Annotated in this window: 9 protein-coding genes and 1 tRNA gene; 9 read left to right on the top strand and 1 reads right to left on the bottom strand. The window is 64.3% G+C overall.

Annotated features, from left to right (window positions below; translation table 11 throughout):
• Positions 1-40: 40 nt before the first annotated feature.
• On the top strand, positions 41-946 hold the full coding sequence (locus AC6LJW_RS10415) for a LysR family transcriptional regulator (RefSeq protein ID WP_498087209.1): 906 nt from the start codon (positions 41-43) through the stop codon (positions 944-946).
• Positions 947-1,698: 752 nt separating this feature from the next.
• On the opposite strand, the gene AC6LJW_RS10410 is transcribed toward AC6LJW_RS10415, so the two are convergent.
• Positions 1,699-1,775 (bottom strand) — tRNA-Met (locus AC6LJW_RS10410).
• Positions 1,776-1,844: 69 nt separating this feature from the next.
• On the opposite strand from AC6LJW_RS10410, the gene scpB reads away from it, so the two are divergent.
• The 8 genes from scpB (at position 1,845) to typA (ending at position 13,695) form a co-directional block, all read left to right on the top strand.
• Entirely contained in the window at positions 1,845-3,107 is a 1,263-nt protein-coding gene (gene scpB / locus AC6LJW_RS10405) for an SMC-Scp complex subunit ScpB (protein ID WP_498087230.1), read from the top strand.
• 35 nt (positions 3,108-3,142) lie between these two features.
• Positions 3,143-5,014 carry a 23S rRNA pseudouridine(2605) synthase RluB gene (gene rluB / locus AC6LJW_RS10400; RefSeq protein ID WP_498087208.1) on the top strand — a complete coding sequence of 624 codons (1,872 nt, stop codon included), beginning with the start codon at positions 3,143-3,145 and terminating at the stop codon, positions 5,012-5,014.
• Positions 5,015-5,528: 514 nt separating this feature from the next.
• Positions 5,529-6,029: a ribosome maturation factor RimP gene (gene rimP, locus AC6LJW_RS10395; RefSeq protein WP_056567511.1), complete on the top strand. Its 501-nt coding sequence runs from the start codon at positions 5,529-5,531 to the stop codon at positions 6,027-6,029.
• Positions 6,026-7,504: a transcription termination factor NusA gene (gene nusA / locus AC6LJW_RS10390; RefSeq protein WP_056567508.1), complete on the top strand. Its 1,479-nt coding sequence runs from the start codon at positions 6,026-6,028 to the stop codon at positions 7,502-7,504. The genes rimP and nusA overlap by 4 nt, the downstream gene beginning before the upstream one ends.
• A 97-nt stretch (positions 7,505-7,601) precedes the next feature.
• Entirely contained in the window at positions 7,602-10,658 is a 3,057-nt protein-coding gene (gene infB / locus AC6LJW_RS10385) for a translation initiation factor IF-2 (protein WP_056567505.1), read from the top strand.
• A gap of 21 nt (positions 10,659-10,679) precedes the next feature.
• Positions 10,680-11,081, top strand: coding sequence for a 30S ribosome-binding factor RbfA (rbfA, locus tag AC6LJW_RS10380; RefSeq protein ID WP_056567500.1), 402 nt, complete (start codon positions 10,680-10,682; stop codon positions 11,079-11,081).
• A gap of 41 nt (positions 11,082-11,122) precedes the next feature.
• Positions 11,123-11,875 carry a tRNA pseudouridine(55) synthase TruB gene (truB, locus tag AC6LJW_RS10375; RefSeq protein WP_056567497.1) on the top strand — a complete coding sequence of 251 codons (753 nt, stop codon included), beginning with the start codon at positions 11,123-11,125 and terminating at the stop codon, positions 11,873-11,875.
• Positions 11,872-13,695, top strand: coding sequence for a translational GTPase TypA (gene typA / locus AC6LJW_RS10370; RefSeq protein WP_056567494.1), 1,824 nt, complete (start codon positions 11,872-11,874; stop codon positions 13,693-13,695). The genes truB and typA overlap by 4 nt, the downstream gene beginning before the upstream one ends.
• The last annotated feature ends 101 nt before the right edge of the window (positions 13,696-13,796 follow it).

Below are 13,796 nucleotides of genomic sequence, written 5' to 3'. Positions count from 1 at the left end.
GGTATAACCGGTACGGTCTGATGCACTTGCCGAGACAATGATGGATCGACTGAAAGCCATGCAGGTGTTCGTCGAGGTTGCCGATCGGGGCAGCCTGTCGGCGGCCGCCGTCCATCTGGACATGTCGCGCGCCATGGTGTCGCGATACCTGGCCGAGATGGAGCAATGGGTCGGCGTGCGCCTGCTGCATCGCACGACTCGGCGCCTCAGTCTGACCCCGGCCGGCGCCGAAACCTTGCCGCGCTGCCGTCAGATGCTGGATATGGTTGGCGATCTGCATAGCGCTGTCGCCACGCCCGAGGACACGCCGCGCGGTCTGTTGCGCATCACCACGAGCATGTCGTTTGGCGCCCGCCATCTGGCGCCGGCCGTCACCGACTACGTCAAACGGCATCCCGGCACGTCGGTGGACCTGATGCTGGTCGAGCGGGCGGTCAATCTGGTGGAAGAGCGCGTCGACCTCGCGGTGCGCATCACCAATGATCTGGATCCCAATCTGATTGCGCGCAAGCTGGCCGAGTGCCGCTCCGTGGTCTGCGCCTCCCCGGAATACCTGGCGCGCGAAGGCGTGCCGGCGCGCATCGAAGATCTGTCGCTGCGCAACTGCCTGACCCATTCGTATTTCGGCAAAAGCCTGTGGCGTTTCGAGCGCGATGGCGAACCGGTCGATGTGCCCGTGGGTGGCAGCATCAGCGCCAACGAAGTGTCGGTGTTGTGCAGCGCCGCCGTCGAAGGGGCGGGCATCGCGATGTTGCCCACTTACTATGCGTCCGAATACATCGCCTCGGGCAAGCTGCAGGTCGTTCTGCCGCAGTGCAAACCCCAGGTACTCGGCATTTATGGGGTCTACGCCTCGCGCCGCCAGATGCCGCTGATTCTGCGTTCGATGCTGGATTATCTTGCCGAACGGTTAGGATCCGCGCCGTGGGATAAGCCCGCGGGATAGATGGCGGGGAGGGTCGGCTGCATGGCTGGCGCATGTATGACTGCATGGCGGGTGCGCCGCGGCTTGAGGGCGGAAGGGATGGCGGTATAATTTGCCGGCATTTGACCCAAAAAAACCTTAACAATCGTTCCGGCCTGGTGGCAGGCCGGCGCAATCCAGAGCTCAGCTCGGTTTGCGCAAGGGGGGGCAAGCCTTACTGGTAGCGGCGTTTCCGCCGCACGGCAGTGGCCGATGCCTGTTGGTTCTAGTCTTTTGCTATCAATTTCGCGGAAAGGGTTGGTGCCGGCGGTTCCGGCGCGTTCCGCGGCCATATTGGCGATGGGCGTCAGCGTTGCTGGCGCCAGCTTTTCCAGAATTTGCTCAGACGTTTGCCGCAGCCTCGCAGCTGCGGCAGGCATTCCGCCTTACAGGCGCCGGCGTGGCGGTTTCGCGCAGGGCTGCGCCATGAGGCGAGGGCGTGGCGGTAAAACAGGAACCCAGTGACAATTTCGCAAGCCAACATTGACTGTTGTGTCGCCGCTCATGCGGCGGCCTGGTCGTTTGCGGGCGAGCGCCGCGCGGGGAAATCCGTGGGCAGCCGTGCCGAGATGTCTGGATGCAGATTCCGCAGCACCAAGGCTGGTGGCGTCGAAATGCATTATGGCGTGCACTACGGCGTGGGTTTGAATTGCGACGCTGCCCGTTCGAGTTTTTATTTTGAATCCGGCGCCGCAAATGAAAAAGGCCCGGCGAATGCCAGGCCTTCATCAAATTGGTTGCGGGGGCAGGATTTGAACCTACGACCTTCGGGTTATGAGCCCGACGAGCTGCCAGACTGCTCCACCCCGCGTCTGAGAAAAGAATATTAACCTTATTTCCAACCAAGCGCAAGTTAGCCCATTTTTGAATTTGGATGTCGATGAACGATAGCGAGGCAATACTCGTGCTGGAAACCGCGCTGCTGTGCGCGGTGCAGCCGATGCAGATTTCCGATATGCGCAAGCTGTTCGGGGATGATGAACAGTTCGACAGCGGCACGGTGCGCCGGCTTCTGGAGACCTTGCAAGGCAACTGGGCCGACGGTGGGCTGGAGTTGGTGCAGCTCGCCTCAGGCTGGCGTTTCCAAAGCCGGCCCAGCATGCAGCGCTACCTGGAGCGTCTGAGCCCCGAAAAGCCGCCCAAGTATTCGCGCGCCGTGATGGAAACGCTGGCCATCGTGGCCTGGCGCCAGCCCGTGACGCGCGGTGATATCGAAGACATCCGGGGTGTGACGGTTTCGTCGCAGATTGTGAAGGCGCTTGAGGATCGCGGCTGGATCGAAGTCATCGGCCATCGCGACGCGCCGGGGCGCCCCGCGCTGTTCGGCACCACGCGCCAGTTCCTGGACGATCTGGGCCTGCGCGCGCTGGATGAGCTGCCGCCGCTGGAATCCGCGCACGCCGCTGCCGCGCTCGCTGGCCTGGATCTGGGCGAGGTGCAGCAGGTGTTGGGCGAGGCGCTGGCGCCGGCCGAGGGCGAGGGCGAGGGCAGTCTGGACGCCGCGCCAGCGGAGGCGGTGGCGGAAACGCCTGATTTGGCGGCGGATGGCCTCTTCGCGGCGGGCGTTGGCGCGTCGCAAGAACCGGGGCAAGAAGCACCGCAAGAAGCACCGCAAGAGGGCGAAAATCCGTCCTCCGCCAATGCTGACTCCGGATCCCCCGAGATTTTCCCCGTTGCGGAATTGTCTGTTTCGGAAGACGATGCCCCCATAGCGGCCATCGATAGCGTAGAATCCCAGCTTTCGCGCACAGAAGAAGGCGCGGATCCCGCCGACGAATCCACCGTCCGGGAGCAAGCCGAAGGCTTGTCCAATACGCCGCTCTCGCCCGATCTTCCCGACGACAGAGCTGGCAACGACATTTCCGATATGGCCGCCGATGCCTCCGAGGCCGGTGCTGCAAAGGAAAGAGTCGAGAACGCAAAACACGCGGAACCGACTGACCCGACTGACAAGACCAATGCCGTGGCCCCTGGCGACGCCAGGCGTGAGCCCGTTCATGGTCTTGACGAGGCCGTTCAGCCCGAACCCGATGCCGCCTCCGCGGCCTCGGAAGAGGCGGACCCCGACCGGTCCGGGTCTGAACCGGATTCGGCGTCCCCAGATGATGACGAGCCTGCTCCCCGCAGGCCTACCCAAGTTTGAAATTCGGAGCTGTCCCAGTGACAACGAATACAGCAATGCAGGACGACACCCCCCGTTCGGATGACGCCGCTGCCGGCGCGCAGCCGGAATCCTCCGCCGCGCGCGAACCGGCCGCTGAAGGCGAAGCCGGCGCCCGCAGCCGCGGCCGCAAGCTGAGGACGCCGTTCCGCCGCCGCCGCGGCGACGCTGCCGCCGAGCAGGCGCCCGCCGCCGAAGGGCAGGCCGCCGCGCCCGCTGCGCCGGTTGAGTCCGCGGACTCCCGGGGTGGCGAGCAGGAAGCCGAGCAGGCGCTGTCCTACCTGGATACGGCTGACCGCATGGAGCAGCGGCTGGGCAAGTACCTGAATAGCGAAGCGGTCATGCCCAAGCTGCACAAGGTGCTGGCCGACGCCGGGATCGGTTCGCGCCGCGAGATGGAAGAATTGATCGTGGCGGGCCGGGTGTCCGTCAATGGCGAGCCGGCGCATATCGGCCAGCGCGTGGGTCCCAACGATCAGGTGCGCGTCAATGGCAAGCCCATCATGCGCACGAACACCAAAAAGCCGCCGCGCGTGATCCTGTATCACAAGCCCGCCGGCGAGATCGTCAGCCACGACGACCCCGGTGGCCGCGCCAGCGTCTTTGCCCGGCTGCCCAAGCTGCGCACCGGCAAGTGGCTCTCGGTGGGTCGCCTTGACCTGAACACCGAAGGCCTGCTCATCTTCACGACGTCGGGTGACATGGCCAACCGGATCATGCACCCCCGATATGGCACGGAACGCGAGTACGCCGTTCGCGTGTTGGGTGAAATGGACGAGGCGCAGCGCCAGTCGCTCGTCGATGGTATTGAGCTGGAAGACGGTCTTGCCGCATTTGGCGCGCTGGACTACCTGGGTGGCGACGGCAGCAACCGCTGGTATCGCGTCACGCTGCAGGAAGGCCGCAACCGCGAAGTCCGCCGCATGTTCGAAGCGGTCGGCGTCACGGTCAGCCGCCTGATTCGCACGCGCTTCGGTGATGTGGTGCTGCCGCGCACCCTGCGCCGCGGCCGCTGGGACGAATTGGACGCTTCCCTGGTTACCGCGCTGATGGTCCAGCTGGGACTGTTGCGTGAAGACGACGATTCGTCCGGCAACCGCCGCCGCTCCAAGCAGCCGCAATCGCACGACAGCGCGTTGCCTCCCGGATTCGGTACGCTGGACCGCAACGGCATGAACGGCGCCCGCATTGGCCGCCGCGGCAAGTTGCAGGGTGGCGGTGTGGGCAGCGCGGGGCAGGCTGCCGCGTGTCCTTCCGATCCTTTCGGCACCGGTCTCATGATCGCCGGTGGCTATGCCAACGGCCACCCGCTCTCGGGCGAGTCCGGCCTTGGCAATCGCAAGAACAAGCCGGGGCCGCGCTCTGCTGGCGCCGGCAAGTCCGGTGGCAAGCCGGGCGGTAAGCCGGGCGGCAAGGCGGGTGGACGCACGGGCGGCAACGCGCGCGGTCCCCGCGCCGCCGCTAACGCCGCCGGTGGCAATCCGATGGCGAGCAGCCCGGTGGCCGGCAATTCGATGGCTGGCAACCCGGCCGCAGGCGGCATGGGCGAGGCGCCGGCAGGCGCGGGCCGCCGGCCGGGCGGCAAGTCCGGCGGCAAGCCTGGCGGCGGCAAGCCGGCGGGCGCCAAACCGGCAGGTGCGCGTAGCGGCAATCCGGGTCGTGGCGGCAAGCCGGCCGCTGGCGGCCGCGGCGGCAACAAGACCGAAGGCGCGCGCACCGGCGGCAACAAGGGTCCGGGCGCGGGCGGCAAGCCGCGTACGCCGCGTAGTGGCAGTTCCCGTGGCGAGGGTGGCGCCCAGCGTGGCGACGATTGGCAGCCTCGCGGCGCGTCGGCGCACGAATCCCGTCTGGGTGTTGTGGGCGGTGGCCGGGGTCGTCAGGGCCGCTGATCCTTGCAGGGCGGCTCGCAGACTGCGCCGCCGCCCCGCATCCGTCCCATATAAACGTAAGCCCGTGACGAATCAGGCGATTTTCCCGTTTATCTGGTAAAATCAATGGTTTTCATGGCTTCGCGTCATGGCTTTTTGCCGGAAGCACTGGTTTCTCAAGTGCGCTTTACCGCAAAAAGCACGTCGGCTGAATGTGTGCCGATCGGGCGCATGGCCTTGTGCTGGCGTGTTGCCGGGCGCTGTTTGCAGCAGTCCCTTGGCGCGTGCGCTATCTGCTGAAATGTGCAAAAGCGCCGCAGTATGCAGTCAAACCCAGCCAACCCCAGCTTGACCCGGTCAGACCGGGATAGGCAGCCGGGTCAGGCACCGGGTAGGGCAATCAGGGCGGCGCAAGCCAAAAATTAGGTCGCAATAGAGGGCACTGCCCAGCATTGCTCCTTACGTGTAGTAGGGAAGCGGCTGGGCTCTGTGCAATATCGGTGGGCTGGGCGTGCAGCCCATTTTTTTTGAGTATATGGCTGATTTATTCGCATTGACCGAAGAGGCTCTGGCCGGCATGGACGTTGAACTTGTCGACGTCGAGCGTGCCGCCCTGGGCCTTTTGCGCGTCACGATCGATCGGGTCGGCGGTGTGCGCATCGAAGACTGCGAGCAGGTGTCCCGCCAATTGTCGCGGGTCTTTGAGGTCGAGAACATCGACTACAAGCGCCTCGAAGTGGGTTCGCCGGGCGTGGACCGCCCGCTGCGCACCGAGGCGGAGTTCCGCCGTTTCGCAGGCGAGCGCATCGAAATCAAGCTGCGCGAGGCATTGGACGGCCGCAAGGTCTTTTCGGGCACGTTGACCGTGCCGGAAGACGAGGCCGCAGCTTCCGACGCTGCTGGAATGCACAAGACCGTGTTCGGTCTCGAATTTGAGGCAAAAAAGAACGAAGTCCAGGTGTTGAATTTCACGGTCGAAGATATCGAGCGTGCAAAACTGGATCCCGTTCTGGATTTCAAGGGCAAAAAGCGATGAGTCGCGAAATTCTTCTGTTGGTCGATGCCTTGGCGCGTGAAAAGAACGTCACGCGTGACGTCGTGTTCGGCGCTCTCGAAAGTGCGCTGGCCTCGGCCATGAAAAAGCGCTTCAAGGATGATGCGGACATTCGTGTTTCCATCGATAGGGAAACGGGAGACCACGAAGGCTTCCGCCGCTGGCTGGTCGTGCCCGATGAGGCCGGTCTGCAAGAACCCGACAAGCAGGAAATGCTGTCGGACGCCGAAGAAATCGTCCCCGGCATCAAGGAAGGCGAGTTCATCGAAGAGCCCCTCGAACCCATCGAGTTCGGCCGTATCGGCGCTCAGGCGGCCAAGCAGGCGATCCTGCAAAAGATCCGCGACGCCGAGCGCGAACAGGTGCTGAACGACTTCCTGGATCGTGGTGAAACCATCGTGTCCGGAACGATCAAGCGCATGGACAAGGGCGACGCCATCGTCGAAACCGGCAAGATCGAAGCGCGCCTGCCGCGCTCCGAAATGATCCCGAAGGAAAACCTGCGGGTTGCCGACCGTGTTCGCGCTTTCGTGTTGCGTGTTGACCACGCCGCGCGCGGCCAGCAGGTGATCCTGTCGCGCACGTCGCCCGAGTTCATCCGCCAGCTGTTCGAGAACGAAGTGCCCGAGATCGAGCAGGGTCTGCTCGAGATCAAGGCCGCCGCCCGCGATGCTGGCGTGCGTGCGAAGATCGCCGTCGTGGCATACGATAAGCGTATCGATCCCATCGGCACGTGTGTGGGCATGCGCGGTTCGCGCGTGACTGCCGTGCGCAACGAACTCGGCGGCGAGCAGGTCGACATCGTGCTGTGGTCCGAAGACCCCGCGCAATTCGTCATCGGCGCGCTGGCGCCGGCCAACGTCGAATCCATCGTTGTCGATGAAGACAAGCATGCGATGGACGTCGTGGTCGACGAGGAAAATCTGCCGAAGGCCATCGGCGCCAAGGGCCAGAACGTGCGCCTGGCGTCGGAGCTGACCGGCTGGCAGATCAACATCATGACGCCGGAAGAAAGCCTGAATCGCCAGGAAGTCGAGCGTTCGGGTCTGCGCACCACGTTCATGAGCAAGCTCGACGTCGACGAGGAAGTCGCCGACATCCTGATCGACGAAGGATTTACCGGTATCGAGGAAATCGCCTACGTTCCCATGCAGGAATTGCTGGAAATCGAGGCGTTTGACGAAGACACCATCAACGAGTTGCGCGCCCGTGCCCGCAATGCGCTGCTGACCGAGGCAATCGCCCAGGAAGAGCGTCTTGAGACCGCACAGGATTTGCTTGAACTCGAAGGCATGACGCCGGAACTGGCCGCCAAGCTGGCCGAGCGTCAAGTGCATACGCGTGATGATCTGGCCGAATTGGCGACGGACGAGCTGGCGGAAATCGCCGGTCTGACCGAAGAAGAAGCCAGCGATCTCATCATGCGTGCCCGCGCCCATTGGTTCGACGAAGAATAACCAAAAGGACACGGGTCTGCGGTGGGCGATGCTGCCGCTTCATCCACCGCAAGTTCACGTTGTTTGTAATAGCTGCCTATAGGGAAGAGAGAGCCTAATGTCGAGTAATACCGTCGCCCAGTTCGCTACCGAGCTGAAAATGCCTGCCAACGTGCTGCTGGATCAGCTGCGTTCGGCTGGCGTTGACCTCAAATCGGTTGACGACTCCGTCACCGACAGCGACAAGGCGAAATTGCTCGAATCGCTGCGTCGCGCACACGGCGCAACCGAAGGCAAGAAGATCACGCTGACGCGCCGCCAGACTTCCGAGATCCGGCAAGCCGACGCTACCGGGCGTTCGCGCACGATTCAGGTCGAAGTGCGCAAGAAGCGCGTCTTCGTCAAGCGCGACCCGTCCGAACTCGCTCTGGAACAGGCAGCTTCGGCTCCTTCCGAAGAAGAAGTTGCGGCTGAAGCCGCTCCGCAGGTTTCCGCACCGGCTGCTCCCGCAGCTGACGCGGCGCCTGTCGCTGCAGAAGCACGCGAAACGGCGCCTGTAGAGGCCGAAGCTCCCGCCCAGGCCGAAGCGCCGCAGCAGGAGCCCGCCGCTGCCGAAGCCCCCGCCACGGTCGAAGCGCCCGCGGCAACTGAACCCGTCGCGGCCGAAGCGCCCGCCCCCGTCGAGGCCAAAGCGCCTGAAGTCCAGGCACAGCCTGAACCCGAATCGACGCCGGCGGCTGTTCCTGCCGAGCCCGTGGCCGAAGAGGCCAAGCCCGAAATCAAGACTGAAACCACCGAGCCCCTGGCTGAAGAAGCCAAGCCGGAACCCGCTGTGCTAGCCAATAAGTCCGAAACATCTTCCTCCCAGGCCGCCGCGCCTGTCGCCCAGGCGCAGCCTGCCGCGAAATCCGAATCCGTGAAGCCCGCCGCCGCCGCGCCCGCCGCTGCGCCCAAGGTGGGTGGTCGCGTCGACAACCGCCGTGCCGCGCCGCCGCTGGCCGCTTCCGCCACGACCGCAGGCCGCGACGAAGCTCGCCGCGCCGCCGAGGCCGAGGCCGCCGCGCTGCGCGAAATGCTGAACCGTCCCCGCAAGGTGCTGCGCGCGCCCGAGCCCGAGGCGCCTGCCGCCGCGCCGATCTCCGGCACGCTGCACAAGCCTGCCGGCAAGCCCGGCGCCGCACCCGCGGCCAAGAAGGACGCCAAGCCCGCCGCGCCCGGCGCCAAGAAGACCATCAAGACCGCCGAAGTTGCTTCGACCTGGTCCGATGATTCGTCGCGCAAGAAGCCCGCCGACAAGCCGGCAGCCCCGGCCAGCCGCGATGGCTGGCGTGCGGGTGGCAAGGGCGGTGGCAAGTCGGGCGGCCGTGGTGGCCGCAATCAGCAGAACGACCGCCGCAACGAACCGGCGCCGCAGGAATTCATCGCACGTGAAGTCCACGTGCCGGAAACCATCAGCGTGGCCGACCTGGCCCACAAGATGTCCGTCAAGGCCGCCGAAGTCATCAAGCAATTGATGAAGCTGGGCCAGATGGTCACCATCAACCAGGTGCTGGACCAGGAAACGGCCATGATCGTGGTCGAGGAACTGGGCCACGTGGCAATCGCCGCCAAGCTGGACGACCCGGAAGCCTTCCTGGACGACACCGCCACCCAATCCGAAGCCGAGCAACTGCCGCGCGCGCCGGTCGTGACCGTCATGGGCCACGTCGACCACGGCAAGACCTCGCTGCTGGACTACATCCGCCGCGCCAAGGTTGCCGCGGGTGAAGCCGGCGGCATTACGCAGCATATCGGCGCCTACCACGTGCGCACCGAGCGCGGCATGGTGACCTTCCTTGATACCCCGGGCCACGAGGCGTTTACCGCCATGCGTGCCCGCGGCGCCAAGGCGACCGACATCGTGATTCTGGTGGTCGCCGCCGACGACGGCGTGATGCCGCAGACGCGTGAAGCCATCCACCATGCCAAGGCCGCAGGCGTGCCGATCGTCGTGGCCGTGACCAAGATCGACAAGCCTTCCGCCAACCCGGATCGCGTCAAGCAGGAACTGGTTGCCGAACAAGTCGTGCCGGAAGAATACGGCGGCGACGTGCCGTTCGTGGGCGTGTCCGCCAAGACCGGCGAGGGCATCGACGACCTGCTCGAAAACGTTCTGCTGCAAGCCGAAGTGCTGGAACTGAAGGCGCCGGAAGACGCACCCGCCAAGGGTCTCGTCATCGAAGCCCGTCTGGACAAGGGCCGTGGCCCGGTCGCGACGATCCTCGTGCAAAGCGGCACGCTCAAGCGCGGCGACGTCGTGCTGGCCGGCGCAAGCTTTGGCCGCGTGCGCGCCATGCTCGACGAAAACGGCAAGCCGATCCAGACGGCCGGCCCCTCGATCCCTGTTGAGATCCAGGGCCTGACCGAAGTGCCGGCCGCCGGTGACGAACTGATGGCACTGTCCGACGAGCGCAAGGCGCGCGAAATCGCGCTGTTCCGTCAAGGCAAGTTCCGCGACGTCAAGCTGGCCCGCCAGCAGGCCGCCAAGCTCGAATCGATGTTCGACAATCTCGGCGAAGGCACCCAGACCCTCACCCTCATCGTCAAGACCGACGTGCAGGGTTCGCAGGAAGCGCTGGTGCAATCGCTGGTCAAGCTGTCCACCGACGAAGTGCGTGTGCAAGTCGTGCACGCTGCGGTCGGCGGCATCTCGGAAACCGACATCAACCTGGCCATCGCCTCGCACGCCGTCGTCATCGGCTTCAACGTGCGCGCCGACGCCAGCGCCAAGAAGCTTGCCGAGAACAACGGCATCGATGTGCGCTACTACAACATCATCTACGACGCCGTGGATGAGGTTAAGGCCGCCATGTCGGGCATGCTGGCCCCCGAGAAGAAGGAAGAAATCATCGGCCTGGTCGAGATCCGCGAGGTGTACAGCATCTCCCGCCTCGGCAACATCGCCGGTTGTATGGTGCTGGATGGCATCGTGCGCCGCGATTCCCAGGTCCGCCTGCTGCGCAACAACGTTGTTCACTGGACGGGGCACCTCGAGTCGCTGCGCCGCTTCAAGGACGACGTCAAGGAAGTCAAGTCGGGCTTCGATTGCGGTCTGACGCTGCGCGGCAACAATGACATCCAGGTGGGCGACCAGCTGGAAGTCTTTGAAATCAAGGAAATTGCGCGCACGCTGTAAAGCAGGCGCCAGGCATTGTTAATGAGCCGTCACAAGTCCAAAGCCATTCCCGGCCGCAATCTGCGGCTGGCCGACCAGATCCAGAAGGATCTGGCCGGGATCATCCAGCGCGAGATCGACACCAAACGCGCTGGATTGATCACGATTTCGGGTGTGGAACTGTCGACCGACTACGCGCATGCCAAGGTGTGGTTCACGGTTTTGGGCGCCGAGCCCGAAGCCGCCACCACCTTGCTGAACGAGAAGGCCGGCTGGCTGCATTCGCAGCTCTACAAGCTTTTGCACATCCACACTGTCCCCACTTTGCGCTTCTTCCACGACGAGCAGGTCGCTCGTGGCATCGAGATGTCGATCCTCATCGACCGCGCAAACCGCCCCGGCCCGCACTCGGGCGTACCCGACGAGCCAGAAGACCAGTCCTGATCGGGCTGTCGTCACTGCTTCAATTTTTCCGGATTTCGACGATGGCTAAACGACGCGGGCTTGCGCTCGACGGTGTGCTGTTGCTTGATAAACCCGTGGGTTTGTCGAGCAATCACGCCTTGCAGCGCGCCAAACGCGCCATGGACGCGGCAAAGGCCGGCCATACCGGCACGCTGGACCCCTTTGCCACGGGCTTGCTGGTGTGCTGCATGGGACGCGCCACCAAAATTTCCGGCGCGATGCTTGACGCCGACAAGGCATATCGCGCTACGCTGCAATTTGGATCGGAAACCGATTCCGGCGACCTGACGGGCAACGTCACGGCGACCGCCGAACCCGGTTTTGCCGTCGAGGAACAGGCGCTGCGCGACGCGCTGTCACGTTTCTCGGGCACCATCGAGCAGATTCCGCCGATGTACTCGGCGCTCAAGCGCGACGGCAAGCCGCTGTACGAGTACGCCCGCGCGGGCATCGAGCTGGAACGCGCGCCGCGCAAGATCACGATTCACCGCATCGAGCTGTTGTCCCTTGACGGGACGCAGGCAGAGATCGATGTGGCTTGCAGTAAAGGCACATACATCCGAACACTGGCCCAGGACATCGGGCGCGTGCTGGGCTGTTTCGCCCACCTGACGGCGCTGCGGCGCACGCACGTCGGGCCCTTCTCTCTGGAACGCGCCGTTGAACTGGAAGCCTTGCAGGCCATGCCAGACCCCAAGCAGGCATTGCTTGCACTGAACGAATTGCCGGAGGGCTTGCTGCCCTCCACCCTGACCTTAAAGGACTCGCTATGACTCGCGCCTTGCGCAACGTCGCCATCATCGCCCACGTTGACCACGGAAAAACCACCCTGGTCGACCAGCTGCTGCGCCAATCCGGCACCTTCCGCGAAAACCAGGCGCTGACCGAACGGGTCATGGACTCGAACGACCTGGAAAAGGAACGTGGTATCACGATTCTGGCCAAGAACTGTGCCGTTGAATACGAAGGCACCCACATCAACATCGTCGACACCCCGGGCCACGCCGACTTCGGCGGTGAAGTCGAGCGCGTGCTGTCCATGGTTGACGGCGTGCTGCTGCTGGTTGACGCGGTCGAGGGCCCGATGCCCCAGACCATTTTCGTGACGCGCAAGGCACTGGCTCTGGGCCTGAAGCCCATCGTCGTGGTCAACAAGGTCGATCGCCCGGGCGCCCGTCCGGATTTCGTCATCAACGCCACGTTCGACCTGTTCGACAAGCTGGGCGCCACCGACGAGCAGCTGGACTTCCCGGTCGTCTACGCGTCGGGCCTGTCCGGTTACGCCGGCCTCACCGCGGATGTGCGCGAAGGCGACATGCGTCCGCTGTTCGAAGCCATCCTGCAGCACGTGCCGCAGCGCGATGACGATCCCAACGGTCCGCTGCAGATGCAGATCATCTCGCTGGACTACAACAGCTACGTCGGCAAGATCGGCGTGGGCCGCATCAACCGTGGCCGTATGCGCCCCGGCATGGAAGTGGCCTACAAGTTCGGTCCCGATGGTCAAGGCGGCCGCGGTCGCATCAACCAGGTCCAGAAGTTCCACGGCCTGGAGCGCGTCGTGGTGGAAGAAGCCGAAGCCGGCGACATCGTGCTGATCAACGGCATTGAAGACCTGGGCATTGGCTGCACCGTGACCGACCCGGTCACGCAGGAACCCCTGCCGATGCTGCGCATCGACGAACCGACGCTGACCATGAACTTCATGGTGAACACGTCGCCGCTGGCCGGCCGCGAAGGCAAGTTCGTGACCAGCCGCCAAGTGCGCGATCGCCTGGACCGCGAACTGAAGTCCAACGTGGCGCTGCGCGTTCGCGACACCGGTGACGATACGGTTTTCGAAGTGTCGGGCCGTGGTGAACTGCACCTGACCATTCTGCTGGAAACGATGCGCCGCGAAGGCTACGAGCTGGCCGTCTCGCGTCCGCGTGTGGTGTTCAAGGACATCGACGGCGTGAAGTGCGAGCCGTTCGAATCGCTGACCGTTGACGTCGAAGACGCCCACCAGGGCGGCGTCATGGAAGAGCTGGGCCGCCGCAAGGGCGACCTGCAGGACATGCAGCCGGACGGCCGTGGCCGTACGCGTCTGGAGTACCTGATCCCGGCCCGCGGCCTGATCGGTTTTCAGAACGAATTCCTGACGCTGACGCGCGGCACGGGCTTGATGAGCCACATCTTCCACGAATACGCGCCGATCAAGGAAGGCTCCATCGGCGAACGCCGCAACGGCGTGCTGATCAGCCAGGACAACGGCGACGCCGTGGCCTACGCGCTGTGGAAGCTGCAGGATCGCGGCCGCATGTTCGTCAATCCTGGCGATGCGCTGTACGAAGGCATGATCATCGGCATCCACAGCCGTGACAACGACCTGGTCGTGAACCCGATCAAGGGCAAGCAGCTGACCAACGTGCGCGCCTCGGGCACCGACGAAGCCGTGCGCCTGGTTCCGCCGATCCAAATGTCGCTGGAATACGCAGTGGAATTCATCGACGACGACGAACTGGTGGAAATCACCCCGAAGTCGATCCGTCTGCGCAAGCGCTACCTGCTCGAAAACGAGCGCAAGCGCGCCGCGCGCGAAGCCGCGGTCTGAGCCTGAAGGCGGCCGCTGCCGCTTGATGCCAGATCACTGAAAAGCCGCGCACCTTCGGGTGCGCGGCTTTTTTGTTTGCTTGGCAAGGTGCCAGACGTGCT

The organism is Achromobacter sp. 1012554356 (assembly GCF_059760815.1).
The sequence above is the reverse complement of the archived record's forward strand: the minus strand, read 5'-3'. Positions and strand labels throughout refer to the sequence as shown.

Bases quoted from the DNA above. Each gene is read 5' to 3' on its own strand.
- AC6LJW_RS10415 (WP_498087209.1), top strand. From the start codon at position 41: ATGGATCGACTGAAAGCCATGCAGGTGTTCGTCGAGGTTGCCGATCGG.
- scpB (WP_498087230.1), top strand. From the start codon at position 1,845: ATGAACGATAGCGAGGCAATACTCGTGCTGGAAACCGCGCTGCTGTGC.
- rluB (WP_498087208.1), top strand. From the start codon at position 3,143: ATGCAGGACGACACCCCCCGTTCGGATGACGCCGCTGCCGGCGCGCAG.
- rimP (WP_056567511.1), top strand. From the start codon at position 5,529: ATGGCTGATTTATTCGCATTGACCGAAGAGGCTCTGGCCGGCATGGAC.
- nusA (WP_056567508.1), top strand. From the start codon at position 6,026: ATGAGTCGCGAAATTCTTCTGTTGGTCGATGCCTTGGCGCGTGAAAAG.
- infB (WP_056567505.1), top strand. From the start codon at position 7,602: ATGTCGAGTAATACCGTCGCCCAGTTCGCTACCGAGCTGAAAATGCCT.
- rbfA (WP_056567500.1), top strand. From the start codon at position 10,680: ATGAGCCGTCACAAGTCCAAAGCCATTCCCGGCCGCAATCTGCGGCTG.
- truB (WP_056567497.1), top strand. From the start codon at position 11,123: ATGGCTAAACGACGCGGGCTTGCGCTCGACGGTGTGCTGTTGCTTGAT.
- typA (WP_056567494.1), top strand. From the start codon at position 11,872: ATGACTCGCGCCTTGCGCAACGTCGCCATCATCGCCCACGTTGACCAC.